General features: G+C 72.5%; 23 protein-coding genes and 1 pseudogene. 8 read left to right on the top strand and 16 right to left on the bottom strand.

Features of this window, described 5'->3' with window-relative positions:
- Positions 1-2: 2 nt before the first annotated feature.
- From Q3Y56_RS03660 to Q3Y56_RS03640, 5 genes are all read right to left on the bottom strand, one after another.
- Positions 3-1,730 (bottom strand): ABC transporter ATP-binding protein, encoded by a 1,728-nt coding sequence (locus Q3Y56_RS03660; protein ID WP_304465460.1) that lies wholly within the window; start codon positions 1,728-1,730, stop codon positions 3-5.
- Between the two features lie 95 nt (positions 1,731-1,825).
- Positions 1,826-2,260 (bottom strand): lasso peptide biosynthesis B2 protein, encoded by a 435-nt coding sequence (locus tag Q3Y56_RS03655; protein ID WP_304460531.1) that lies wholly within the window; start codon positions 2,258-2,260, stop codon positions 1,826-1,828.
- A complete protein-coding gene (locus Q3Y56_RS03650; protein WP_304460530.1) occupies positions 2,257-2,511 on the bottom strand; it encodes a lasso peptide biosynthesis PqqD family chaperone in 255 nt (84 codons plus the stop codon). The genes Q3Y56_RS03655 and Q3Y56_RS03650 overlap by 4 nt, the downstream gene beginning before the upstream one ends.
- A gap of 42 nt (positions 2,512-2,553) precedes the next feature.
- Positions 2,554-4,410 carry a lasso peptide isopeptide bond-forming cyclase gene (locus tag Q3Y56_RS03645; protein ID WP_304460529.1) on the bottom strand — a complete coding sequence of 619 codons (1,857 nt, stop codon included), beginning with the start codon at positions 4,408-4,410 and terminating at the stop codon, positions 2,554-2,556.
- A gap of 26 nt (positions 4,411-4,436) precedes the next feature.
- Entirely contained in the window at positions 4,437-4,547 is a 111-nt protein-coding gene (locus Q3Y56_RS03640) for a keywimysin-related RiPP (RefSeq protein WP_304460528.1), read from the bottom strand.
- A 218-nt stretch (positions 4,548-4,765) separates the two neighbouring features.
- Here Q3Y56_RS03640 and Q3Y56_RS03635 point away from each other — a divergent pair, with 218 nt between their 5' ends.
- Both Q3Y56_RS03635 and Q3Y56_RS03630 read left to right on the top strand, forming a co-directional pair.
- Positions 4,766-5,578, top strand: a complete 813-nt coding sequence (locus Q3Y56_RS03635; RefSeq protein ID WP_304460527.1) for a peptidoglycan-binding protein — start codon at positions 4,766-4,768, stop codon at positions 5,576-5,578.
- A gap of 293 nt (positions 5,579-5,871) precedes the next feature.
- Positions 5,872-6,528: a DUF4360 domain-containing protein gene (locus Q3Y56_RS03630; protein WP_304460526.1), complete on the top strand. Its 657-nt coding sequence runs from the start codon at positions 5,872-5,874 to the stop codon at positions 6,526-6,528.
- A 50-nt stretch (positions 6,529-6,578) separates the two neighbouring features.
- Here the strand turns inward: Q3Y56_RS03630 and Q3Y56_RS03625 are convergent, their stop codons facing one another.
- The 3 genes from Q3Y56_RS03625 to Q3Y56_RS03615 form a co-directional block, all read right to left on the bottom strand.
- The gene (locus Q3Y56_RS03625; protein ID WP_304460525.1) at positions 6,579-7,871 is read right to left on the bottom strand and encodes an MFS transporter; all 1,293 of its coding nucleotides are present in this window, start codon (positions 7,869-7,871) and stop codon (positions 6,579-6,581) included.
- On the bottom strand, positions 7,868-9,013 hold the full coding sequence (locus Q3Y56_RS03620; RefSeq protein WP_304460524.1) for a PLP-dependent cysteine synthase family protein: 1,146 nt from the start codon (positions 9,011-9,013) through the stop codon (positions 7,868-7,870). Before Q3Y56_RS03620 ends, Q3Y56_RS03625 begins: the two co-directional genes overlap by 4 nt.
- Before the next feature lie 230 nt (positions 9,014-9,243).
- Positions 9,244-9,711: a hypothetical protein gene (locus Q3Y56_RS03615; RefSeq protein WP_304460523.1), complete on the bottom strand. Its 468-nt coding sequence runs from the start codon at positions 9,709-9,711 to the stop codon at positions 9,244-9,246.
- A gap of 208 nt (positions 9,712-9,919) precedes the next feature.
- On the opposite strand from Q3Y56_RS03615, the gene Q3Y56_RS03610 reads away from it, so the two are divergent.
- From Q3Y56_RS03610 to Q3Y56_RS03600, 3 genes are all read left to right on the top strand, one after another.
- Positions 9,920-10,165 (top strand): DUF6186 family protein, encoded by a 246-nt coding sequence (locus tag Q3Y56_RS03610; RefSeq protein WP_304460522.1) that lies wholly within the window; start codon positions 9,920-9,922, stop codon positions 10,163-10,165.
- Positions 10,166-10,195: 30 nt separating this feature from the next.
- Positions 10,196-10,624 (top strand): DUF6256 family protein, encoded by a 429-nt coding sequence (locus Q3Y56_RS03605; RefSeq protein ID WP_304460521.1) that lies wholly within the window; start codon positions 10,196-10,198, stop codon positions 10,622-10,624.
- A gap of 356 nt (positions 10,625-10,980) precedes the next feature.
- Complete coding sequence (locus tag Q3Y56_RS03600; RefSeq protein ID WP_304460520.1) at positions 10,981-12,054, top strand: S1 family peptidase; 1,074 nt, start codon at positions 10,981-10,983, stop codon at positions 12,052-12,054.
- A 33-nt stretch (positions 12,055-12,087) separates the two neighbouring features.
- Here the strand turns inward: Q3Y56_RS03600 and Q3Y56_RS03595 are convergent.
- The 3 genes and pseudogenes from Q3Y56_RS03595 to Q3Y56_RS03585 all read right to left on the bottom strand — a co-directional run bounded on the left by Q3Y56_RS03595 (position 12,088) and on the right by Q3Y56_RS03585 (position 15,510).
- Positions 12,088-13,457: pseudogene (locus Q3Y56_RS03595) on the bottom strand (CAP domain-containing protein).
- A gap of 56 nt (positions 13,458-13,513) precedes the next feature.
- Positions 13,514-13,906 carry a hypothetical protein gene (locus Q3Y56_RS03590; protein WP_304460519.1) on the bottom strand — a complete coding sequence of 131 codons (393 nt, stop codon included), beginning with the start codon at positions 13,904-13,906 and terminating at the stop codon, positions 13,514-13,516.
- A 665-nt stretch (positions 13,907-14,571) separates the two neighbouring features.
- Positions 14,572-15,510, bottom strand: a complete 939-nt coding sequence (locus Q3Y56_RS03585) for an MBL fold metallo-hydrolase (RefSeq protein ID WP_304460518.1) — start codon at positions 15,508-15,510, stop codon at positions 14,572-14,574.
- A gap of 100 nt (positions 15,511-15,610) precedes the next feature.
- Here Q3Y56_RS03585 and Q3Y56_RS03580 point away from each other — a divergent pair, with 100 nt between their 5' ends.
- Both Q3Y56_RS03580 and Q3Y56_RS03575 read left to right on the top strand, forming a co-directional pair.
- Complete coding sequence (locus Q3Y56_RS03580; protein ID WP_304460517.1) at positions 15,611-16,540, top strand: AraC family transcriptional regulator; 930 nt, start codon at positions 15,611-15,613, stop codon at positions 16,538-16,540.
- 43 nt (positions 16,541-16,583) lie between these two features.
- A complete protein-coding gene (locus Q3Y56_RS03575) occupies positions 16,584-17,300 on the top strand; it encodes an SMI1/KNR4 family protein (RefSeq protein ID WP_304460516.1) in 717 nt (238 codons plus the stop codon).
- A 39-nt stretch (positions 17,301-17,339) separates the two neighbouring features.
- Here Q3Y56_RS03575 and Q3Y56_RS03570 read toward each other — a convergent pair whose 3' ends face one another.
- Complete coding sequence (locus Q3Y56_RS03570; RefSeq protein ID WP_304460515.1) at positions 17,340-18,092, bottom strand: siderophore-interacting protein; 753 nt, start codon at positions 18,090-18,092, stop codon at positions 17,340-17,342.
- Between the two features lie 229 nt (positions 18,093-18,321).
- Between Q3Y56_RS03570 and Q3Y56_RS03565 the strand changes: the two genes are divergently transcribed.
- Entirely contained in the window at positions 18,322-18,933 is a 612-nt protein-coding gene (locus Q3Y56_RS03565) for a TetR/AcrR family transcriptional regulator (protein WP_304460514.1), read from the top strand.
- A 6-nt stretch (positions 18,934-18,939) separates the two neighbouring features.
- Here the strand turns inward: Q3Y56_RS03565 and Q3Y56_RS03560 are convergent, their stop codons facing one another.
- The 4 genes from Q3Y56_RS03560 to Q3Y56_RS03545 all read right to left on the bottom strand — a co-directional run bounded on the left by Q3Y56_RS03560 (position 18,940) and on the right by Q3Y56_RS03545 (position 22,618).
- The gene (locus Q3Y56_RS03560) at positions 18,940-19,662 is read right to left on the bottom strand and encodes a TrkA family potassium uptake protein (RefSeq protein ID WP_304460513.1); all 723 of its coding nucleotides are present in this window, start codon (positions 19,660-19,662) and stop codon (positions 18,940-18,942) included.
- A complete protein-coding gene (locus Q3Y56_RS03555) occupies positions 19,655-21,010 on the bottom strand; it encodes a TrkH family potassium uptake protein (RefSeq protein WP_304460512.1) in 1,356 nt (451 codons plus the stop codon). Before Q3Y56_RS03555 ends, Q3Y56_RS03560 begins: the two co-directional genes overlap by 8 nt.
- A 150-nt stretch (positions 21,011-21,160) precedes the next feature.
- A complete protein-coding gene (locus Q3Y56_RS03550; protein ID WP_304460511.1) occupies positions 21,161-21,583 on the bottom strand; it encodes a CBS domain-containing protein in 423 nt (140 codons plus the stop codon).
- A gap of 150 nt (positions 21,584-21,733) precedes the next feature.
- A complete protein-coding gene (locus Q3Y56_RS03545) occupies positions 21,734-22,618 on the bottom strand; it encodes a universal stress protein (RefSeq protein ID WP_304460510.1) in 885 nt (294 codons plus the stop codon).
- Between the last annotated feature and the right edge of the window lie 92 nt (positions 22,619-22,710).

The raw sequence follows: 22,710 nt of genomic DNA, 5'->3' as shown, positions 1-22,710 counted from the left end.
TCCTACGGCCGCGCCGGGCGCAGCATCTGGCCGCGCGCCAGCCCGCGGTACATGTCGCTGTCGGCCAGCAGTTCCTCGTGTGCTCCGGAGGCGACGGCACGCCCCTCATGCAGGACGACGATGCGGTCGGCGTGCCGCACGGTGGACAGCCGGTGTGCGATCACCAGCACCGCGCACTCCTGCGTGATCTCCTTCATCACCCTCGTCAGAGCAGCCTCGTTGATCGCGTCGAGGTGGGAGGTCGGCTCGTCCAGCAGGAGCAGTGAGGGCCTGGTGAGCAGGGCCCGGGCCAGTGCGACGCGCTGGCGTTCCCCCGCGGACAGGGTACGGCCGCGCTGGCCGAGCGGACCGTACAGGCCACCGGGCAGCCGCTGGACCACCTCGTCCAGCTGAGCGAGTTCGACCACTCGCCGGACGTCGGCCTCGGTGGCCTCCGGTGCGGCGTAGGTGAGGTTGTCCCACAGCGTGCCGTCGATGACATGCGTGCCCTGGTCCACGATGGCGAGCCGCGAGCGGCACTGCCCGCGCCCCAGCTCGGCCGCGGGACGGCCGTCGAACAGCAAGGTCCCGGAGTCCGGTTCGTAGAACCGGGTCACCAGCGCGAAGAGCGTGCTCTTGCCCGCACCCGACGGGCCGACCAGGGCGACCTGCTGCCGGTGGGGGACGGTGAGCGAGACACCGCGGAGCACCGGGCGCTCCGGAACGTACCCGAAGCAGACGTCCCGCACAGCCAGGACAGGCGTCGGGTCCTCGCCGTCCGCGGACCGGTCCGTACACCGGAAGACGGGGGCGCGTTCCTCCGGTTCCACGGGCAGCGCCAGCGCCTCCTCGATGCGCTGGAACGCCCCCATGCCACGCTGGATCAGACCGATCGCCCCGAACACCGATGACAACGGCACCACGAGATACGAGGCGTAGAGCAGGAAGGCGACCAGGTCCCCGAGCGAGTTGGCGTCTCCGCCCACCCGCAGCCCGCCGATGACCAGGACGATCAGGAACGAACCCCCGACGGCGAGTTCGACCGCCGGACTCGTCAAGGACCCCAGCCGCGCGGTCCGTACGCCCGCGCTGTACGCCGCCTCGACGCGCTCTCCGATGCGGGCGGCCTCCCGCTCCTCGGCCCGGTGGACCCGTACCAGGGGCAGCGCCCCGAGCGCCCGCTCCAGATCGGCGGCGAGCTGGCCCACGGCTCCCTGCATCCGCTCTGCCGCGGCCCGGAGCCCGCGCAGCAGCGAGGCCACCACCACCGTCGCCGCGGCGACCGTCAGGGTGACCAGGACCATCAGCAGGGGGTCGAGCCACAGCATCAGGGCCACGGCCCCCGCGGCGACCGTCGCCCCCGTCGCCAGGTCGACCAGCGCCTGGGCCACCACCTCCCGCAGCAGCGTGGTGTCGGCGGTGACCCGGGAGATGAGGTCACCGCTGCGGTGCTTGTCGTACTCCCGCATCTCCACGCGAAGGAGCCGGGCCACCAGGCCATGCCGCAGCCCCCGCACCACGCCCTCCCCGGTGCGCTCCAGGACGAAGCGCCCCACCGCCCCGGTCGCCGCCTCGGCGACGAAGACGGCGGCCAGGAGCAGCACCAGCGGCCAGTACGCACGGCCCTGACCGCCGGCGTCGACAATGCCCCTGGCGAGTAGCGGCTGCGCCAGCCCCAGAGCCGAACTCGCCAGGGTGAGCAGCGCCGCGGCGGCCATGGCGGGCCGGTGCTCGGCGGTGAGCCGGAACATGGCGGTGATCGAACTCCGGGTGGAGTGCCCGCCCGTTCCCGACGCTGCGTCGACGGATATCCCCTGCGTCTCCTCGCCGACCGCGACGGATCCGCTCATTCTGCCGCGCGTCGCACCGGGGCGACGGCCATGAGCCGGGTGAAGTACCCGTCGGGTACGCCCTCGCCCACGGGGGAACCGTCGGCCTCCACCCAGGCGTGGGCCGTGAACGGGGGCACCACGCGCACCCCGGTGACCCATGTCGGCCAGCGGCCCCGCAGCCGGCACAGCAGCGCCGCGCCCAGCGACCTGGGGAGGCAGCCGCGCGGCCCGGCACAGCGCAGGCTCACCGCGCACATCGCGTCGCGCGCCGACTTGGCCTGGTCGGCGGAGGCCGGAGCGGCCCCGCGCCGCACGATCTCCAGCACCGACCGGATCCGGCGCGGTGGCAGCAGGGACAGGGCCACGGCGGGGACGAGGACGGCGCGGGCGGCCAGCCGCTGGGCGAAGGGAACCCCGGTCGGCCGCTCCACCACGCTCGGTGTCGTCATGCGGCCAGCCCCGAATCCCGCAGTTCCCGGACCAGGTCGGCGACGTCCCGCGCGGCTTGCGCACGGTCGATGTCGAACTCCGCGATGAGCGCGTCGACCGCCTCCGGCTCCGCCCCGCCGTCGAGCAGGGTGCGGACCACCAGCGCGCCGGTGGGATTGAGTTCCCAGTAGTGTCCGCCGCGCTCGTCGAGAAGCACCGTGCCGTAGTCGGTCTCCGCGGTGGAGACACCGGCACGGAGTCGCAGTGTCATGTGATGAAGCCCCTTTCTGCCTGAACACCGGTGGAATGTGACCTACGAACTGGTAGGCACCGCTTTGTCCTTCGCGGGAGTCAGTCCGCGCAACCAGACCTCGCAGGCGATCGTGGTGTAGAGGATCCCCTTGCTCAGCCCTGGAGAGGAGGGTCGTCTGGCCAACTGCCGCAAGGCATCGACGTCCACGAGCCCGAGCTCTGCCAGCCGTGAGTCCTCCCACAACGCCATCAGGTCGCCGCGGTGTTCACGGAGACCGTTGGCGGCGTCCATCGACGCCTCGGCCTTGTTGGTACGGCTGAGGCACGCCTCCGGAACGACCCCTCGCATGGCGGCGCTCAGCAGGGGTTTGTACTGCCAGGGCGTGACCCGCTCGCTCGGCCGGACGGCGAGACATGCCTCGATCACGCGGTCGTCGAAGAACGGTGACGCCATCGGCAGGCCCGCGCGGGCGGCCATCCGGTCCCACTGGCGGATGATGCGGGTGCAGGAGCGGATCGCCTCCAGGTCGGTGTGCATGCCGCGGTCGCGGTGGAGCGGTGCGACGCTCGCCGCGGCCTCGCGCAGCGCCCGCCTGACCATCCGCTCCGCGTCCGCGGTGACCCAGTGGAACAGGCGCGGTGACATGCCCCAGCCGAGTCCGTTGCTGACGGACGAGGGCAGGGGGCCGCGCAGTTGGCGGCTGGAGTCGGCGAGCCATCGTCCGTACGGTCGACTGTCGGCCAGCGCCCGCGCGGTACCGGCGAGCGGCCAGTGCCACAGGGCCCGGAAGCCCCGCAGCTGCTGCAGGGCGAACAACGGGCGCGTGCGGAGCAGCCGGTGGTAGTACGCCTCCGAACACCACGCGACATGGTCGCCGCCGATGCCGGTGAGATGGAGGCGGCTGCCCCGTTCCGCCAGTCCCGGCAGATGGTGCAGGGCCCGTGACCGGTCCATGACGCCGATGGTCGGCTCGTCCATCGGATCGTCGATGTCCAGCAGGTCGGTGTAGACCAGCGGTGAGGCGTCGGCGTCCCACACCACGTGCTCGACGTCCGGCAGGAAGGTGACGGCCTTCTCGGCCCACTGGAGATCGGTGTCGGCGGGGTCCCGCCCCGGCCAGGTGCTGGCCACCACCTTGGCCGGTGACCGCGCGGCCAGAAAACAGACGGAGGTGGAGTCCAGGCCGCCGGAGAGGTCGCAGCTGACCACGCCGCCGCCCCGGGTCCGGGCATCGACAGCCTCGGTGAGCGCCTCCCGCACGATCGGCGCGCCCTCGGCCAGGGGCCGGGTCGGCTCGGGGGGTGTCCACCAGCGTGACCGCCGGGCCGTCCGGCCGTCCGGCTCGATGATCAGGGCGTCATCCGGCGGCACGGCCGCGATGCCGCGCCAGACGGAGGACTCGAACAGGGGATAGGGGGCCGGCCACATCAGCCGGATGGCCAGCTGCTCGGGATCGGGTTCGGCGCCGATCGCGGCGGCGAGCAGATCGGCGTGGCTGGCGGCGACCCGCACGCCGCCGACGGACGCGTCGAAGACGAGCCGGAGACCGGAGGCGGCGCCCTGCACGCGCACCCGCCCTCCGGAGGAGGCCACGAGATGGAAGCTGCCTGGCAGCGTACGCGCCAGCGTCTCCAGCTCGGCGAGGTCGCGCAGTCGGGCGGCGCGACGCTCCAGCTCGCTGGTGTCCACGGGGCAGCATCCGATGACGGCGAGCGAGGTCTGCCCCGCTCGCACGCTCACGCACTCGTGCTCGCCCCACTCGCCGATCAGCCATGGCCGTCCCGAGGCATGGGACAGCGTCCGTGTTCCTGGGCGGGTAAAGAAGCGGGCCGCGGCTGCCGCGTCCGCGCAGTCCGGGAGGACTGCGAAGTGCGCGTCGCCGGGGCCCGCCCCCGCACTCTCGTGCAACTCAGGCATGAGTTCGGATCAGAGAACCGTCAGCCTCAGTTCTTGCTGAAGATGAGTCGGTCGTTCCCGCTGCTCTGGAGCAGCCCCGTCTTCTTACGGAACGTGCCGAGTCGGACCAGAGCCGGGGCTTCGTACGACTTCTTCATGCCATCTCCTCATGCGATTCGCCCGCGAGCTCATCGAGCTTGCGGGGCAAGGGATTTGCGACGCGGATGAGACTATCCCTCTACCCCCTATCGTGTTCAATACATGTATTAAAAGTCATTTAATAGGACTAACGGGGGCCATGAATGGGTGCGCGGCGCGCGGTGCCCGGCCGTTCTGCATAATCAGTGCGTCTTCGGGCGCTAGGGAGGAAGAGCAGGTGGGATCGGAGATACCTGGGAGAGCCGCCGGCGCTGGAGAGCCGCCGGGCTGGGGGCTCGCGCCCTCGGCCGACTCGACGGTCAGGCCCCTGCTCGGGTCCGCGGACGCCGGGCCCGCCGCGGCGGACGTCGACTTGTTCGCCGCCGCGCCGGACGCCCCCGGCCTCGCGCTGCACGAGCCGGTCGAACTGGGGCCGGTGGAGCCCGGCCGGGCGGCGCACCGCCGCCGCGCGCCACGCTCCCGTAAGACCTCCGCTGTGGTCGGCGCGGTCGTCGCGACCGCCGCCACGGCGGGGCTGGTCTCCCTCGCCGTCTCGCTGTTCAGCGGTTCGGACCGGGCCGACCGGGCCGTACCCGACGGCGATTCCCTGACTCCGCGGCTGATCCTCCCCACCCACCTCCCCTCCGGCGACGCCTCCCGCGCGCGGCCCACCGCGCCGCCGAGCGGCTCGCCGTCGGTCAAGTCGCCGTCCCGTCGCACCACTTCGTCGCCGACGGCCGCGCCCGAACCGGGCCCGTTCCGGTCGGCGCCCCCCAGCGTCGGCACCGCCCGTCAGCCGGCCGCGGCCACGGGCACTCCGGAGGACGGCCCGGTCCTCAAGCCCGGCAGCCGCGGCTCCGAGGTCGTCGAACTACAGCAGCGCCTCGCCCAGGTCGGCCTCTACGACGAGAGCGCCGACGGCAGGTACGACGGCGGTGTGCGGTACGCGGTGCTGCGCTATCAGCAGGGATACGGGGTCGAGGGCGACGGCGAGGGCGTGTACGGCCCCGGCACCCGGCGCTCCCTGGAGGCGCGCACCACGCGGCCGTAGCCGTCCACGGCGCGTTCAGGGCCTGATCTGGTCTGGACTCTTCGTGCGCCCGCTCTTATGGTGCGATTGCTCCGGCGCCCCGCACACCGTCCCCAGGGGGTACCTCCCATGCCCGAAGGCATGGAGGAGCGCCGGAGCTCGGCATGCGCAAGACCCGGGCGCGCCGTCGCCGTACGACGGTTCCTCGCGCCCGGGCGTGTTCGGTCCAGCAAGTCGTTCAACCCCACGTGGAGCGCCGCCCGGGGCCGCTCGAGCCTTCCCGGCACGCTCCCCTGACGACTGATCGGAGAACCATGCCGCGCCTACTGTTCGCTGGTGCCGCCATAGCGGCGCTCTGCGCGACAACGCTGTCCACGCAGAGCGCGTCCGCGGAGATCACCGAGCCGCCGGACAAGATGCAGATCGAGATCGCCACCGTCAACGGATCGGGTTGCAGACCCGGCAGCGCCGCCGTGGCCGTCTCCCCGGACAACACCGCCTTCACCGTGACGTACAGCGAGTACCTCGCCCAGGTGGGCGTCGGCTCCAAGCCGACCGACTTCCGCAAGAACTGCCAGCTCAACCTGATCGTGCACGTCCCGCAGGGCTTCACCTACGCCATCGCCAGTGCCGACTACCGCGGGTTCGCCCACCTGGAGCGCGGCGCGAGCGCGGTGCAGAAGGCGTCGTACTACTTCCAGGGTTCCGCGGAGACGACACCGGTCAGCCATCCCTTCCAGGGGCCGCGCAGCGACAACTGGCAGGCCACCGATGTCACCGACATCGGGACGATCGTGTGGGCGCCCTGCGGTGAGCGCCGGAACTTCAACATCAACACCGAACTGCGGGTCAGCGCCGGCACGTCGGATCCCACGACGACCACCAGCTTCATGACGATGGACTCCACGGACGGCGACATCAACACCGTGTACCGGCTCAAGTGGAAGGAGTGCCCGGCGAAGAAGCCGTGACCCGGAGCCGCGTGGGACGGCTTCGGGCCGTCCCACGCGGCGTCCGCGTATCACGCCGTGGCGGGTCGCGCCGCGGCTCGCGCGGCCGGTGCCAGGCGGCCGGTGCGGTGCAGGCCGAGGACGGCCAGCGCGCACGCGCCTCCGACGGCGGCGAGGATCGCCCAGGGCAACGCCGGCGCCCCGGCGGCGCGGGAGGCGTCCAGCGCCGCGCCGGTGAGCAGGTTCCCCAGGGTGATGCCGATCCCGCAGATGGTGTTGTAGAGGCCGTAGTGCGTGGCCACGTACCGGTCTTCCGCCAGCGCGACGATCGTGTCCATCTCGAACGGGTACGCCAGCATGGTGCCCAGCGCCAGCAGCAGCGCCGATATCAGCGGTGGCACCACGGCCAGCGCCCAGCGGGCCGGCCCCCCGGCGGGCACGGGCACCGCAGCGGCGGCCAGCGGCGGCAGGAAGGCGGCCCCGAGCGCGGCCAGCCCGGCGACCAGGGAACGCCCCGCTCCCAGCCGCCGCTTGCACCAGGCGGTCAGCCGGGTCTGCCACCAGATGGTGGACAGCCCGGAGGCGGCGAACAGCAGGGCCACGCCGATGGTGTTGACCTGACCGTCCCCGGCCACCCGCCGTACCTCCAGCGGCAGGGCCAGGTAGACCTGGAAGGACAGCGCGTACGAGCCGATCATCGCCACGGAGAACAGCAGGAAGGGCCGGTTCGTCACGACCGTGCGCCACTGGGAGAGCACGGACGCCACCGACCTGTCGCTGTCCCGCGGCGCGGTACGGGCCGGCAGCGCCCGCAGCTGCACCGCGGCCAGGACGGCGAAGACACCCGCGGCGACCAGGCAGGTGAGGCGGAAGCTCACTCCTGTCAGCGCCAGCCCCACCAGCGGGCCCAGCAGGATCCCGGCCTGGTAGAAGACGTTGAACAGCGCGAACGCCTCCACTCGCCGCTCGCCCGAGTCCTGCGCCAGATACGCCCGCACGGCCGGGTTGAACAGGGCGCCGGCCAGGCCGGTCGCCGCCGACGCGGCCAGCAGCGCGGGCAGGGAGTCGACCAGCCCCAGCACGGCGAAGCCGACGATACGCAGCATCAGGCCGGCGATGATCAGCGGCTTGAAGCCGAAGCGGTCGGCCAGGGTCCCGCCGAAGAGGAACATGCCCTGCTGGCTGAAGTTGCGCACGCCCAGGATCAGACCGACCGTCCACGCGGCCAGCCCCAGGTTCCCGGCCAGATGCTGGGCCAGGTAGGGCATGAGCATGTAGAAGCCGAGGTTGATGGTGAACTGATTGGCCATCAGCAGCTGGACGCTGCGCGGATGTGAGCGCACCTGCGCGAGGGTGGTCTTCACGCGCCCGCCTCCGCCGAGGAGTCGGCTTCCTCCGGCGCGGCATCGGCCTGCTCATCCGGCGCGGCGGACAGGGTGAGCGGGTCCACGACGTCCGCGCACCGGGTCCAGCGCGTGACCTCCTTCTCGGCCGCGCTGCCCACCACCTCCGGTTCGGGGGCGGGCGCGGAGTCGAGCAGCCCGTGGGCGGCGCAGTAGTCGTCGTCGTACACGGTTCCGAGATAGCGCTGCGGCCCGTCGGGGAAGATCGCCGCGATCCGGGTCTCGGCGGGCAGCGTACGGGCCAGCCACCCGGCGACCAGGGCGACCGCGCCGACGCTCCAGCCTCCGGTGGCGTAGTGGGACGCGGCGAGCCGGCGGCAGGTCCACACCGCCTCGGCCGGTGCCACCCAGTGCACCTCCCCGAAGTTCTCGTAGGCGACGTTGCGCGGGTAGATGCTCGATCCCAGCCCGCGCATCAGCCGCGGCCGTGCGGGCTGCCCGAAGATGGTCGAGCCCACGGTGTCCACGCCCACCAGCCGCAGCCCGGGGTAGAGCTGACGCAGGACCCGGGAGACGCCCGCCGAGTGCCCGCCGGTCCCCACGCTGCACACCAGTACGTCGATGTGACCGAGTTCGGACGCCAGCTCCAGCGCGAGCGGGGTGTACGCGGCGACGTTGTCCGGGTTGTTGTACTGGTCGGGGCACCACGCGTCGGGGTGGCGCGCCATCAGCTGGGCCACGCGTTCGCGGCGCGCCTGCTGCCAGCCGCCGGTCGGATGCGGCTCGGAGACCACGTTGACCTGGGCCCCGTACGCGGTCAGCAGCTGCGTCATGGACCGCTCCAGGCCGGGGTCGGTGACCAGCGTGACCGGATGGCCGTGGACCATGCCGGCCAGGGCGAGCCCCAGGCCGAGGGTGCCGCTGGTGGACTCGATGATCCGGCCGCCCGGGCGGAGTTCGCCCCGAGCGCGGGCGCGCTCGACCATGTGCAGGCCGGGGCGGTCCTTGATGCCGCCGGGGTTGAAGCCCTCCAGCTTCGCCCAGAAGCCGCGTCCGGCGGGGGCCAGCGGCTCCGACACACGGAGCAGGGGAGTGTTGCCGACGAGCCCGGAGACTCCGGACTGGGGCACGGCGGGGAGGGGGGTGGGGGTCTGAGAGCGCATCTTTTCCTCTCGATGCCGCACGCGTTTCGATGCCGCATGCGGTGCGGATGCGGGTGCGGGCGCATGGGTCGGCCCTCCCGCGCCGAAGAGGGCAGCGGGAGAAGGGCGGACGGATGACAGGGAGGTGCCGGGAGGAACCGGTCGCGCAGGCGCCAGGGACGCACGCGAGAGGGTGGGACGGAGCGCGGGCGCGCTGGAAATCGCCGACGGCCGGTTCGGACCGTGTCGGCCTAGATCCGCAGGATCGCCGGGTCTCCGACAGGCGGCGGGGGCGTCTCGGCCGGGCCGCGCCGCGTCACCGCGCCACGGTGCACGGGCGCGGACGGGACCGCGGCCGGCGGGGCCGCGCACGGCGTCGGCAGGTCGATGCCGTGCTGGGGCTTGCCGGACAGGCAGTCCAGCTCGGCGTGGCCCGGCTCCCCGTGGTCGTGGTGGCCGGGGCCGAGACGGGGCTCGGCGTGGTCGGCGGCCGCCGCCACGGCGGTTCCGCCGCCGTCCGCACGCGCATGCGCGGTGTGCACGGGTGCCGCGGCCGTGACGGAAGAGCCCGCGGTCATATGGCCCGCGACGCTCTCGCCGCTGAGTCCGTGCGTGTACAACAGGCCCAGCAGCAGCGCCGCCAGCCACAGCGCGCGAACGGGACCCGCCGACGTGGGGCGGGTCCGCAGCAGGCTGGAAGTCGGCCGGGCCGTGACCATGCCGTGATCCTAGCCGCACCGCGCCATCGCATCGTAGGCGCCCCGTACGAACCGTGTGTGAATCGGCCACCGCGCATATCCGGGCTGATGCCCCGACACGTCGCCGCGCTGGTCGCCATGTCCGCCGTCCGCGCCGCCGGTGGCGGATGATCGAGCCATGCCGCCGGTGTACCGGCGGAGCAGTCGTACGAGTGTGGTGGGAGGCGGTGTGGGCGAGCATCCGGTGATCGGGTATCTGGTGTGGGCGGTCCTGTTCGGCGCCCTCTTCACGTGGGAGGGCATCTCCCTGATCCGGACGGACGATGCCTTTCCGACCCTCAGCGACGCCATGCGCGCGGTCATGCGCTATCCGGTGGGCCGCTGGGCGCTGTTCGCGCTGTGGCTGTGGTTCGGCTGGCACACCTTCGTCCGCGGCTGGCACTTCCTGCTCCGGGACGGGCAGGCCCCCGAATAGTCCCGCCGGCGGCGACCGAAGGGCCCGGTTGTGCTCCCCACCCCGACGAACATCGCGGTCATGCTGGCCGGCTATCTGCTGATCATGGGCTACCTCGCCGTCGGCCTGAGCGTCCTGCGCCGGCACCCGGTCCGGAACGGGCGGGGGACCGGCGCGGGCGGCCGGGGCGCCGGACGTGTTCCGGTCGAACCCCGCAGGCGGGGCTGGCCCGGCCTCGTGCGGCAGGTGCTCGGTACCGCCGTCGGCGGATACCTGCTGCTGATGGTCGTGGTGGTGGGCTACTACTACGGGGTGGCGCGCGTGGCGGGGCACTTCCTGGCGAGCGCGTTCACCGGTTCCGCGCTGATGGCGGGCATCGCCCTGCCCGTCTTCCTCATCGCGTCCTGGGCGTCCGAGCGTCGTCGCTCCCGGCGCGGCCGGCGGGCACAGCCGCCTACGAGCGGGCGGCGCCGGGCGTGACGCGGGTGGGCGAGCGGCGGCCCCTCGGGCTCGAATTCCCGAAACGCCAGGTCGGGTAGGCGACGGGCACGCTCCGTGCACGGGGCCGTGGGCGGATTCCGGCAGGCGCCGGGGTGCGCCCGCGGCGTGGCCGGGTTACGTATGGTCTGTGACTCGGGCAGCACACGTGCCTCACGACGGACACGTTGTGAACGCGGCCTGTGTGGCACGGGCGTGCCTGGGGAGTGCCCGGCGGGGCGATGTGGCAGGGACGTGGCTCCCTCATGACGGGAGTGCCCGCGGCCCTGCGGGTTCCGGACCCGGTTTCCGGGTCTGTGCCCTGATTGCCGGGCCTGTCCCCCCTCTGGAGGTTTGAGTTGAAGCGCACAAGCATACGCAAGCATCATTCGGTCATCGCCGGTGCGGGCGTGGTGGCGCTGGCCACCGCCGCGATCACCCTGCAGAGTGCGACCGCGGTTCCCGCCGCTGACCCTGCCCCTCTGACCGCCGGCGCGGCCGGGAAGCTGGCCACGACCATCAGCTCCGACCTCGGTGCCGACGCGGCCGGTTCCTACTACGACGCCAAGGACCGCAAGCTTGTCGTCAACGTGATGAACGCGGCCGCCGCCAAGAAGGTGCGCGCGGCCGGTGCCGAGGCCAAGGTCGTCAAACACTCGCTCCAGTCGCTGGACGAGGCCCGCGAGACCTTGAAGAGCAAGGCCACCATCCCCGGCACGGCCTGGGCGATGGATCCGAAGCTCAACAAGGTGGTCGTCACCGCCGACCGCACGGTCAGGAGCACCGCCCTGGCCCGGCTGAACAAGGCGGTCTCCTCGCTCGGCGACCGGGCCACGGTCCAGCGTACGACGGGCACGATCCAGCCACTGATCGCCGGTGGCGACGCCATCTGGGGCGACAGCGCCCGCTGTTCGCTCGGCTTCAACGTCACCAGGGCCGGGCGGCCGTACATCCTGACCGCCGGGCACTGCACCAGCCGGGTCCAGAGCTGGTCCGCCACGCGGGGCGGCCCGGAAATCGCCTCGACGACGGGCAGCAGCTTCCCGGGTGACGACTACGGCATCGCCGCGTACACCGCCACCGTCAGCCACCCGAGCGCGGTGAACCTGTACAACGGCAGGACGCAGCCGATCACGCGGGCGGCCGATCCGATCGTGGGCCAGCGGGTGCTGCGCAGCGGCAGCACCAGCCGCGTGCACAGCGGCTCCGTGCTCGCGGTCAACGTGACCGTCAACTACGCGCAGGGCACGGTCGAGGACCTGATCCACACCTCGGTCTGCGCCGAGCCCGGCGACAGCGGCGGCTCGCTCTTCGCGGGCAGCACGGCGCTGGGTCTGACCTCCGGGGGCAGCGGTGACTGCACCCTGGGCGGTACGACCTACTACCAGCCGGTGGCGGAAGCCCTTCGGGCGACCGGTTCGCGGATCGGCTGACAGCGGTTCACCTCCTCGGTCTGCCGGGCGGGCTCACCTGCGAGCCCGCCCGGCAGCCGCGCCGAAGAGCTGTGTCCAGTACGTGCCCGAGGCGCCGCCGGCCGCGTAGCCGATGCCTATGTGCGTGAAGTCGGGCCGCAGGATGTTGGCCCGGTGGCCCGGGCTGTTCATCCATCCCTCGACCACCTCGGCGGGTGTGCGCTGGCCGCAGGCGATGTTCTCGCCGATCCCTCGGTGGGCGCACCCCGCGGCAGCGGCCCTGTCCCACGGCTGGTGCCCCTCCGGGCTGGTGTGGGAGTAGAAGTCGCGGGCGACCATGTCGTCGCTGTGCGCTTGCGCGGCGGCCGTCAGGCGGGGGTCGGGGGCGAGCGGGGCCAGCCGGGCGGCGGCCCGCCGGGCATTGGTGAGGGCGATGACCTCCGACGCCGTACGCGCCAGCCCGGCCGCGGTGAAGGGCTCGGCCCACAGCGCCGTCCAGTAGACATCGCCCGAGCCGCCGTGGACCGCCCGGCCGACGCCCACATGGACGAACGTCCTGTCCCGGAACGGCCCGCCGCGCCGCTCGTCGGCCAGGCAGTAGTCGACGAACGCGGCGGGGTACGGGGGCCCGAGACGAGGTGCTCGGCGACGGCCAGGCACGCGTATCCGCCGGCGGCGATCCGGTGGTGGACCGATGTCCCGCCGGGTCCCACGGCATCGAGCCGGCCGTGGGCGGCCATGGCCTCGGCGTGGGCCTGTGCCGCGGCGGCGAGCCGGCGTTCGAGGACCACCGGCGGGCAACCGAAGCGCAGGCGTGCGGCGTTGACCGCGCCGACGAACCCGTCGACGGTCGGTGCGGCTACGGCCGCCCTGTTGTGCCCGGTGCCTGGCCGGCCTACGCCACCGGCGTCCGGCACGGCGTGGGCACCGGGCGCGGCGTCGGCGTCGTCCACGACGTCGACGCCGAAGTCGCGTGCCACGCCGGCCAGTCCGTCCGCGTACCCCTGGCCGAGGGCCCGCAGCTTCCACTGGTCGCCCCGACGGTAGAGCTCGGCGAGCAGCAGGACCGTCTCCCGCGCCGGCCGCGGCGGCGTGAAGCGGGCGACGGGCGCTCCGCCCTCCCGCGCCACGCTCATGCACGGCACCGGCAGCAGCCCGAGCGGGGTGCCGGGATCGGCGGGGGAGACCACGACCGTGACCCGGCTCGCGCCGGAGCGCAGCAGCCGCGGCCGCACGGTCACGGCGTCACCGTGCAGCCGGGCGCCCGGCGCCGAGGGCTGGTTGAAGAACACGAAGTCGCCGTCCCCGGCGACCTTTCCCCCGTCATCGGTGATCAGCACGGACAGATCGAAGGGGCCGGGCACGCGAATGACCAGCGCGCCGTCCGGCAGCACCGTGTTGCCACCGGGCACCAACTCGTCCATGTCCACCCCCTGGAGGGGCCGCGCCGACGACGGCTCCACCCACCCGGGGAACGTGTTCAGCGCAGGGCGCGTTCCCGCCAGTGGGCGTATTGCCGCAGCGGATCCCCGTCCAGCCGCCACGGCCAGGCGGTGACCCGGCCCTCGATCAGCGTGAACACGGCGGCGGCGTCGGCCGGGCGGTTGGCCTGGGACAGCGCGTACGCCAGGACGTTGAGGTCGGCCAGGGCGGCGGCGTGGCTCAGGAAACCGGGCCGCGTCCACTCCGTGAACGCCTGGTCCAGGGCGTTGGCGGCGGGCGGGTGTGTCCACTGCCGGTCGGCGAGGAGCCCGTTGATGCCGCCTTCCCGCACGATCCTGTGGTGGTTCTGGACGGCCGCCGCCAACTCCACGCCGACGGCCGGGGCCGCGGACGGGATGCGGGACCGGACGGTGTCGATGAAGTCGCGCAACTGGACGTGGGAGCCGCATTCCTCGGGGAGAGGTAGCCGAGCATCTGGAGGTACGCCTCCCGGTTCCAGGCGTCGCGCGCGGTCGCCTCGCGCCAGACGGGGAAGACCTCGCGCGAGGGGGCCTGGAGCGACCGCAGCACCGCCAGCAGCACGACCCACGGCGTCGGGTCCTGCGGCGCCAGCTCCGTGGCCCGGTGGCACCGGTCGACGGTCGCCCGCTCGTCGGCCATGGTGCCCGACCGCTGGGCGCGCACCAGGTCCACCCACGCCTGGAACGTCAGCGCCTGGGCGCTGCCGGGACGGCGGACGACCCAGGCCTCGGCGAGGTTGCCGGCCTGGGCGGTCTCGGCCAGTACAGCCATTCGGTGGGTCTGCCGGTCCCAGTCCGCGCTCTGCGTGATCACGCTCTCGATCTGGTCGACGTGCAGGTCCCGCAGGCCGGGGGTGGGCGGAGCCTGCAATTGCACCAGCACCCGGCCCAGGGCGCTGTCGTCGAGTTCAGGGGTGAGGCGCGGAGCGGACTTCCGACGTATTCCGAAGAGCATGTGCGGAGCGTACGGGGGGTGTCGCTCCCGTAGGAGATCATGGAACAGATCGTTATCCCGGGGGGAAAACTGAGACGCTACCTGTCCGTATGCCGGAATCGCGCCCTCTCAAGGTCCGGACTAACCCGCTGCCCGCTCTTCCGTGCCGGCGGCCGCCCAGGCTGCCCATGGCCCCAGGGCGAACCCGTCGCCCTCCCTGCGGACCTCCACGGCACCCGCCCCGCCGAAGTGCGCGGGGACGACCAGCTCCCGCTCGTCGGCGGCCCGCCGGAGAATCCGGCGGCGGCTGGCCGCCGCCTGTTCCGGGTCGAGGCAGAAGCAGCTGTTGCAGGAGGGCCGGAGGATCTGCACCGGGCTGTGCAGGAGATCGCCGACGAAGACCGCACGGTCGCTCCCGGAGGCGAGGCGCAGCACGGACGAGCCGGGGGTGTGGCCGGGCGCGGACTCCAGGGTGAGATGTGCGTCGATGCGGTGCAGGCCGTCCCACAGCACGGCCTGTCCGGCCCGGTGAACGGGCGCGATGCTGTCTTCGTAGATCAGGCGGTCGTCCTCGCGCAGGCCGTTGCCGTACGCGTTGTCCGGACCGAAATGGGCGTCGTCGGCGGCCGGGATGAGGTACTGGGCGTTGGGGAACGTCGGGACCCACTCCCCGTCGGTGCCGGAGGTGTTCCAGCCGACGTGGTCGCCGTGGACGTGGGTGTTGACGACGACGTCGACGTCCTGCGGGCGGATGCCGGCCCCCGCCAGGCGGCCGAGGAAGTCGCCCTGCCAGTGGTGGAACCGCGGCGAGCCGGGCCGCTCGCGCCCGTTGCCCACCCCGGTGTCGACCAGGACGGTCCGCCCGCCGCTGCGCAGCACCCAGGTCTGCAGCGCTACGACGGCCCGGTCGCCATCCCGATCCCAGTGGTCCGGCGCCAGCCAGTTCTCGTTCTCCTTCCACGCCTCGGCGTCTGACCCCGGAACGATGTCGCGGGCGGGCGCGAACGGGCCCTGCCACTCGACGACCCGGATGACCTCGACATCCCCCAGCACGATGCGCTGCGCGCTCTCATTCGTCATGGACTCGACCCTAGAAGGCCCGACTGAGCCTCTCAATGCGCATTCGAGTCAGGAACATACGTATTCGTCTCACTTCTGATGCAGGAGATATCCTGCGCCGATGGACGTGGTGAGCGACGCGATCTCCGTCGTGCGCCTTGGGCGGCCCTCGTTCGACCGGGTGCGGGTGGGTGGGAGCTGGTGCGTGCGGCTGAGGCCGTACGACGGCGCGGGCTTCCACGTCGTCCTGGAGGGCGGCTGCTGGCTGCTGCCCGACGGCGGCGCCCCGGTCTCCCTCGGCGTGGGCGACGCCGTGCTGGTGCCGCACGGCACGGGACACGTGATGGCCGATTCCCCGGTCGACGCGGCGGCCGTGGCGAAGGCGGTGCCGTTCGAGCAGTGGCGCGACGGGGCCGGCTCGCGCACCGGGCCCGATCGCGGCGAGGTGGAGATGCTGTGCGGTAAGTACCGGCTCGACCGCAGCCGCCTGCACCCGCTCATGGCGGAGCTGCCCAAGGTCGTGCACCTGCCGAACCGGGTGGGCGGCCACCCCGAGCTCCGCGCCGCCGTCGACCTGCTGAGCGGCGAGTTGGACGCGCGGCGGCCCGGCTCCTGCATAGCGCTTCCGAGCCTGCTCGACCTCCTCCTCGTCTACATGATCCGATCCTGGATGGCCGAGGGCACGAGCGGGGCGTGGCCCGGCGTTCTGGGTGACCCGGTGACGGCCGCCGCCCTGCGGGCGCTGCACTCGGACCCGGCCGCCCCGTGGACCAGCGCACGCCTGGCCGCGGAGGTCGGCGTCTCCCGTCCCACCTTGGCGCGCCGGTTCGCCGCCCTGGTCGGCCGTCCCCCGATGGCGTACCTCACCTGGTGGCGCCTGACCGTCGCCGCCACGCTGCTCCGCGACACCCCGGACACCCTGGCCGCCGTCGCCCGCCGGGTCGGCTACGGCAGCCCGTACGCGCTCTCCCACGCCTTCGGCCGGGAGTTCGGGACCACGCCGGGGCGGTACCGCGCGGAGGCTCAGCGCCGGCTTGCCGACGGTCAGTAGATGATGGACACGATCCGGCAGGCGGCTTCGGCGAGGGGGAGCGATGGGCGGGACCTGGGCAGGGGTGCGGGAGCGCGTGCTCGCGCTGCGGGACGCGCCGCGGTGGTGGGCGGTGTTCGGCGCCGACTACCCCGGCTACGGCCACGACTTCGAGCTGCTGCCCGTCCTCACCGAGGAGCAGCTGCACGCGGTGGAGCGGCGGCTGGGGACCGAACTCCCCGAGGAGTACCGCACGTTCCTCCTGCAGGTCGGCGCGGGCGGCGCGGGCCCCGACTACGGGCTGTTCCCGATCAAGCCGCCCGGGCCCGACGCCCCGCCCGCCACCGGCCACTGCGCGCTGCCCTTCCGCCCCGGGTGCACGGCGGAGTTCGACGAGCACGAGTGGGCGGAGCCCCAGCGGGCCGACTACCCGGACGACGAGGCCTTCGCCGCCGCGTACGCCGCCTGGGAGGCCAGCCGCGACGAGTTGTACGACGCCCTGACCGAGGGCACCCTCTGCATCAGCTCCCAGGGCTGCGCGTACTACTCGCTCCTCGTGGTCACGGGCCCTGAGTGCGGCACCATATGGGAGGACGTACGGGCCGCCGGCGAGGGCGTGGCGCCGGTCGAACTGCGTGGCAGGACGGGGCACGTGACGTTCGCGCAGTGGTATCTGAACTGGCTCGACCGCGCGGAGCGCCGCGCCTGGGACGAGACGACCGAGCCCCCGCCGCGCCTCGAGTTCACCTCCGACGCGCGGTCGAAGGGCGAAGCCGTGTAGACGCGTTGGGCCACCGCGGGCTGGGGTCGACTGCGCCGATCAGTGCAGGCCGCGCTTTCCGGGCGTCCAGAACGGTTTGACCTTGACGGCGGTGCGCGGCCAGCCGCGCTCCTTGACGAGGTGGTCGCGGACCATCTGGCAGGTCCTCGCCTCGCCGGCCACGTACGCGGCACCGACCGCGCGGGGCAGGTCCAGGTCGGCCACCGCGGTGACGAGCGTCCGGGAGGAGGCGGCGGACGCGCCCGCGCGGTGTACGCGGCGCAGCCGGTGCGGGCCGGGCATGGGCAGGTCGTGCTCGGCGGAGTCGCTCTCCAGCACCCCGTACAGCCACGCCGCGGGCCCCAGCTCCCGGATCATCGGGCCGAACGCGGCGCTCGCCGTCTCCTCGCCGATGAACAGGTGGTAGGGCGCCTCCCGGAGGACGAAGTCCGCCTGCGGCCACCACAGCGTCACGGGCTCGCCCGGACCGACCTCGCGCGCCCATCGCAGGCCGATGCCGTCGCCGCCGTACAGGTGGACCCGTAGCTCAAGGGCGCGCTCCTGGGGCCAGAACTCCCAGATCGTGTACGTGCGCAGCGTCTCCCGCGGGCGGAGGATCCCGTACGCGGACAGCGGGTCGTTGATCTGGACCCTGACGTGCTGGCCCGGCGCGTACGGGAAGGCCACCGGCTCGTCGGCCACCAGGCGGATCCGCCGCATCGTGGGCGTGACCGGCTCTGCCTCGGTGACGACCGCCTCCAGGGAGTACTTGGCGAAGGCTTTAGCCAGCGGACGGCGCACTTTCGTGCTCACGGCGATTCCCCCATGACGTCTTATGGATTCCAGGATTCTCTAGGGCTTCTCGGTTTCCTTAGAGGCATTAAGCAAACATAGATGCTCTAGACTGTCAACGTCGTGCGGCGAAAGGGAGTGAGCGGATGGCCGAGCGGGCCACGAGTCGGCGGGACCGGGTGCGGCGGGCGACCCTGGCGGAGATCCACGCGGCCGTCCGCGGACTGCTGACCACGCGCGGGTCCGGGCGGTGACGATCAACGCCGTCGCCCGGGAGGTGGGCATGAGCGGCCCCGCCCTGTACCACTACTACTCCAGCCATGAAGAGCTGGTCGGAGCGGTGACCGCGGACTTCTACCGGGAACTCGCCGAGGAGATGGAGGCCGCCCGCGACGCGCACGCCTCCGGCTCGCCCGCCCATCGGCTCCTCGCCACCTGCCGCGCGATGCGGGGCTGGGCGACGGCCCATCCGGCCGAGTTCGGCTGGATCTTCGCCAGCCCCGTCCCGGCGTCGGACAGGCACACGGACTCGCCGCGCCATCAGGCCGGGCAGCGGTTCGAGCGAGTCCTTCTGGACCAGGTCGCGGACCTGTGGGAGGCGCGGCCGTTCCCGGCGCCCGACCTCGCGGACCTGGCGCCCTCCCTGCGCCGGCAGCTGCGCGCGTACGCGTCGTCGACCGACGGGCGCCTGCCGCCCGAGGCCCTGCACGTCTTCCTGTCCTGCTGGATCAGGCTCTACGGGCTGCTGTGCATGGAGGTGCTGGGCCAACTGGACTTCGCCTATACGGACCTGGCCCCGGTCTTCGAGGAGTGCCTGCGCGATCTGTGCGCCATGCTGGGGCTGGAGTACGCCGGCGAGTGACCGCACTCAGCCGAGTGCGGAGAACGTCTCCACGGCCGCGGTCTTCCCGGTGACGATGATCACGTCGCCCTTCTCCACGACCGTCTCCGCCGTGGCGTGGGTGAAGTCCTCGCCCATGCGCTTGATGCCCACCACCGTGACGCCGTAGGTGCTGCGGATCCGGCTCTCGCCCAGCGGGACGCCCCGGACGACGCCCGGCGCGATCGTCTTCGCCAGGGCGTAGTCGCTGTCGAACTCGATGAAGTCCAGCATCCGACCGGTCACCAGGTGGGCGACGCGCTCGCCCATGTCGTACTCCGGAAGGACGACATGGTGGACGCCCAGCCGCCGCAGGATCTGGCCGTGCTGCCGGCTGATGGCCTTCGACCAGATGTTGGGGACGCCCACCTCCAGCAGATTGGAGTTGATCAGGAGGCTCGACTCGATGTCCGTGCCGATGCCGACGACGACGCGCGTGAACTCGCCCACGCCGAGCTGGGCGAGCGCCTCGGGGTCGGTGCAGTCCGCGACCACCGCGTGGGTGAGCGTCTCGCTGTACTTCTGGACGAGGGCCGCGTCCGTGTCGATGCCCAGGACCTCCCAGCCCCGCCGCATGAGCTCGCCGGCGAGCGAGTAGCCGAACCGGCCGAGGCCGATCACCGCGACCCGCTGGTCGCCAAGGGGCACGGGCCGGGCCGCCGGCCGCTTCCGCCGCCGTCGGCGGCGCAGGGCGTGCAGATAGCTAGCCAATGACAGGTCGCTCCTCGGGTAGCTGGTAACGGCGGGTCCGCTCGCGCAGCGCCAGAGCCGAGACCAGGGTGATCGGGCCGAGTCGCCCGACGAACATCAGCAGGATCAGGATCAGCCGCGCCGACTCCGGCAGGCCGGGGGTGATACCGGTGGACATGCCCACCGTGCCGAACGCGGAGACCGCCTCGAACAGGACCGCCTCCATGCGCTCCTCCGTCACGGTCAGCAGGGCGAGCACGGAGGCCACCACCACGCCCACGCTCAGCAGGGCGACGGTCAGCGCCTGCCGCACCACGTCCGGCGTCAGCCGCCGCCCCATGATCACCGCGTGGCTCTCGCCGCGCACCTCGGCCTGCATGGCGGCGGCCAGCACCGCGAACGTCGTGACCTTGATGCCGCCCGCGGTCCCCGCGCTGCCGCCGCCGATGAACATCAGAATGGACGTCAGCAGCAGCGTGGCGGGGTGCAGGGCGCCGACATCGAAGGTGTTGAAGCCCGCCGTCCGGCTCGCCGCGGAGACGAAGAAGCCGTTCAGCACCTTCTGGGGGGTGCTGAACGCGCCGAGGGTGCCGGAGTTGGTCCACTCCAGCAGGCAGATGAGCACGGTGCCGCCGAACAGCAGCACCGCCGTGGCCGCCAGCGTCAGCTTGGTGTTCAGCGACCAGTTGGGCCGCCCCAGGGCCCGCCGCCTGCGGTGCCGCAGCAGTTCCAGGATGACGGGGAAGCCGATGCCGCCCAGGATGATGGTGAAGGCGACGGTCAGTGTCACCCAGGGGTCCTCGGCGTAGCGCGTCAAGCTGTCGGCGTGCAGCCCGAAGCTCGCGTTGGTGAACGCCGAGACGGCGTGAAAGACCCCCAGATAGGCGGCCCGGCCAGGGGATTCGTCGTAGCCCAGGCCGAAGCGCAGCGCGAGGATCGCGGAGGCGGACAGCTCGACGGCGAGCGTGGTCCCGGCGACGCCGAGCAGCACCCGTCGGACCTCGGCCAGGCCCAGGCCCTTGGCCTCCGCCTGCGTCGTGAGCTGCATCCGCATCCGCAGCCGTCCGGAGACCAGCAGGGCCAGCAGGGACGCCATCGTCATGATGCCGAACCCGCCGATCTGGAACAGCGCGAGGATGACACCCTCGCCGAAGCCGCTCCAGTACGTGCCGGTGTCCACCACCACCAGACCCGTGACGCACACCGCGGACGTCGAGGTGAACAGCGAGGTGACGAACCCGGTGGCGTGGCCGTCCTCGGACGCGACCGGCAGCGACAGCAGCGCCGTGCCGAGGAGGATCACCAGGGCGAACGCGAGGACGACCGTACGCGCGGGATGCGCGGTGAAGACGCGGTGCCGAGCCCGCACGCGTGTCTCCACTGCCCTGGGTCCCCTCGCCGACGATTCCCTGACCGAACTGCTACGCGACTTTAACGGCATCGTGTGCGAACGGCCCGTCAGGGAGGCCCGGACCGGGGCGTCGGGACGGCTGGGGGTGTCAGGACGCCGGACGGGGCGTCAGGCCGGCTGGCAGATCACCTCGACGAAGTGGCCCACCTGATCCTCCGGCAGATTGCGCGCGAGGTCCGCCTCGCTGATCATGCCGACCAGGCGGTGGTTCTCGTCGATCACGGGAAGCCGCCGGATGCGGTGCTCCTCCATGGCGCGCAGGACCTCGTTGGTGTTCGCTCCGGTGCTGATCGTGATCGGCTTGCCCTGGGCCAGCATGCCCGCCGTCGTGGTCTTCGGGTCCTTGCCCTTGGCCAGGCACTTGATCACGATGTCGCGGTCGGTGATGATCCCGTGCAGCCGGTCGTCGGCCCCGCAGATCGGCAGCGAGCCGACACCGAGTTCCGCCATCCGCCGTGCGGCGGTCTCCAGTGTCTCGCTCTCCTGGATGCAGGTACCGCCGGCGTGCATGATCTCCTGTGCGGTCTTCATGGTTGCTCTCCTCAAGGCGGCGTACGTAGCCGGGGCTACGGTTCGTTCCGCGACACGGGTACCCATTCGGCGCCGGATATGCGTGCGGGCGAGGGATTCGGCCGCGTACGGCGGGGCGTTCGCCCGGCTCGGTCGTGCGGTTCGCCCGGCTCAGTCGTGCGGGACGACGGCGACCGGGCACATGGCGTGGTGCATCGCCGCGTGGGCCACGGGGCCGAGGTGGGGCGCCATGGGTGGGCGGTGCAGGCGCCGCCCGATGGCCAGCAGTTCGGCCTCGCCTGCGGCGTGCAGCAGGGCCCGCGCGGGGCTCTCCAGCACCACGGTCCCGGTCACCCGCACCCCGGGGAACCGCTCCTGCCACGGCCGCAGGGCCTCGTTCAGCTGCTTCTCGGCGCCGTGCCGGAACTCGTCGGCGACGTCCGGGTCCACGCCCCAGGGCGCGTACGCGGCGACCGGCAGGCTCGTGCCGTGCACGGCGTCTACGGGTACGCCCCGGCCCGCGGCGGTGTCGAACGCGAACTCCATCAGGCGCTCGCAGGGGCCGTGCAGGCTCAGTCCGACCACCACCCCGGTCCTACCTGCGGCGGATGCCGGTTCACCGCCGCCCGCCGTGGTGTCCTCGGCCGCGCGGACCAGGACCACGGGCTGCTCGGCGCGCGCCGTGACGTACAGGCTGATGTCGCCCAGGAAGAAGCTCTCGATGGCCCTGAGCCCACGGGAGCCCAGGACCAGCATCCGGGACTGGGCGGCCGCGCCGAGCAAGGCCGACGAGGCCTCCTCCGCGACGAGGTCCTCGATGATGGGCAGCTCGGGATGGCGCCGGTGCAGCTCCTTCGCCGCGTCGTGGACGATGCGCTCCGCCCAGTAGTTCTGGTCCCTTTCCGCGGGGATGCCCTTCGGGGCGGCGGCGAGCAGGACCCAGGCGTGCATCAGCCGCAGCGTGAGGCGGCGGCGGTCGGCCTCCGAAGCGGCCCAGCGGGCGGCGGCCAGGCTCTCGGCCGAGCCGTCCAGACCTACGGTGACGACGTCCTCCATGGCGATGGCCTCCGTGGTGCGGGCGAGCCGGCTCCTCCGCCGACTCCGTACCACGGGTACCCCGAAACCGATGATCTGGTGCCATTCAGGTG

Origin of the sequence: Streptomyces sp. XD-27, from assembly GCF_030553055.1 — a bacterium.
GTDB lineage: Bacteria > Actinomycetota > Actinomycetes > Streptomycetales > Streptomycetaceae > Streptomyces.
This window is presented reverse-complemented; position numbering and strand designations above follow the sequence as displayed.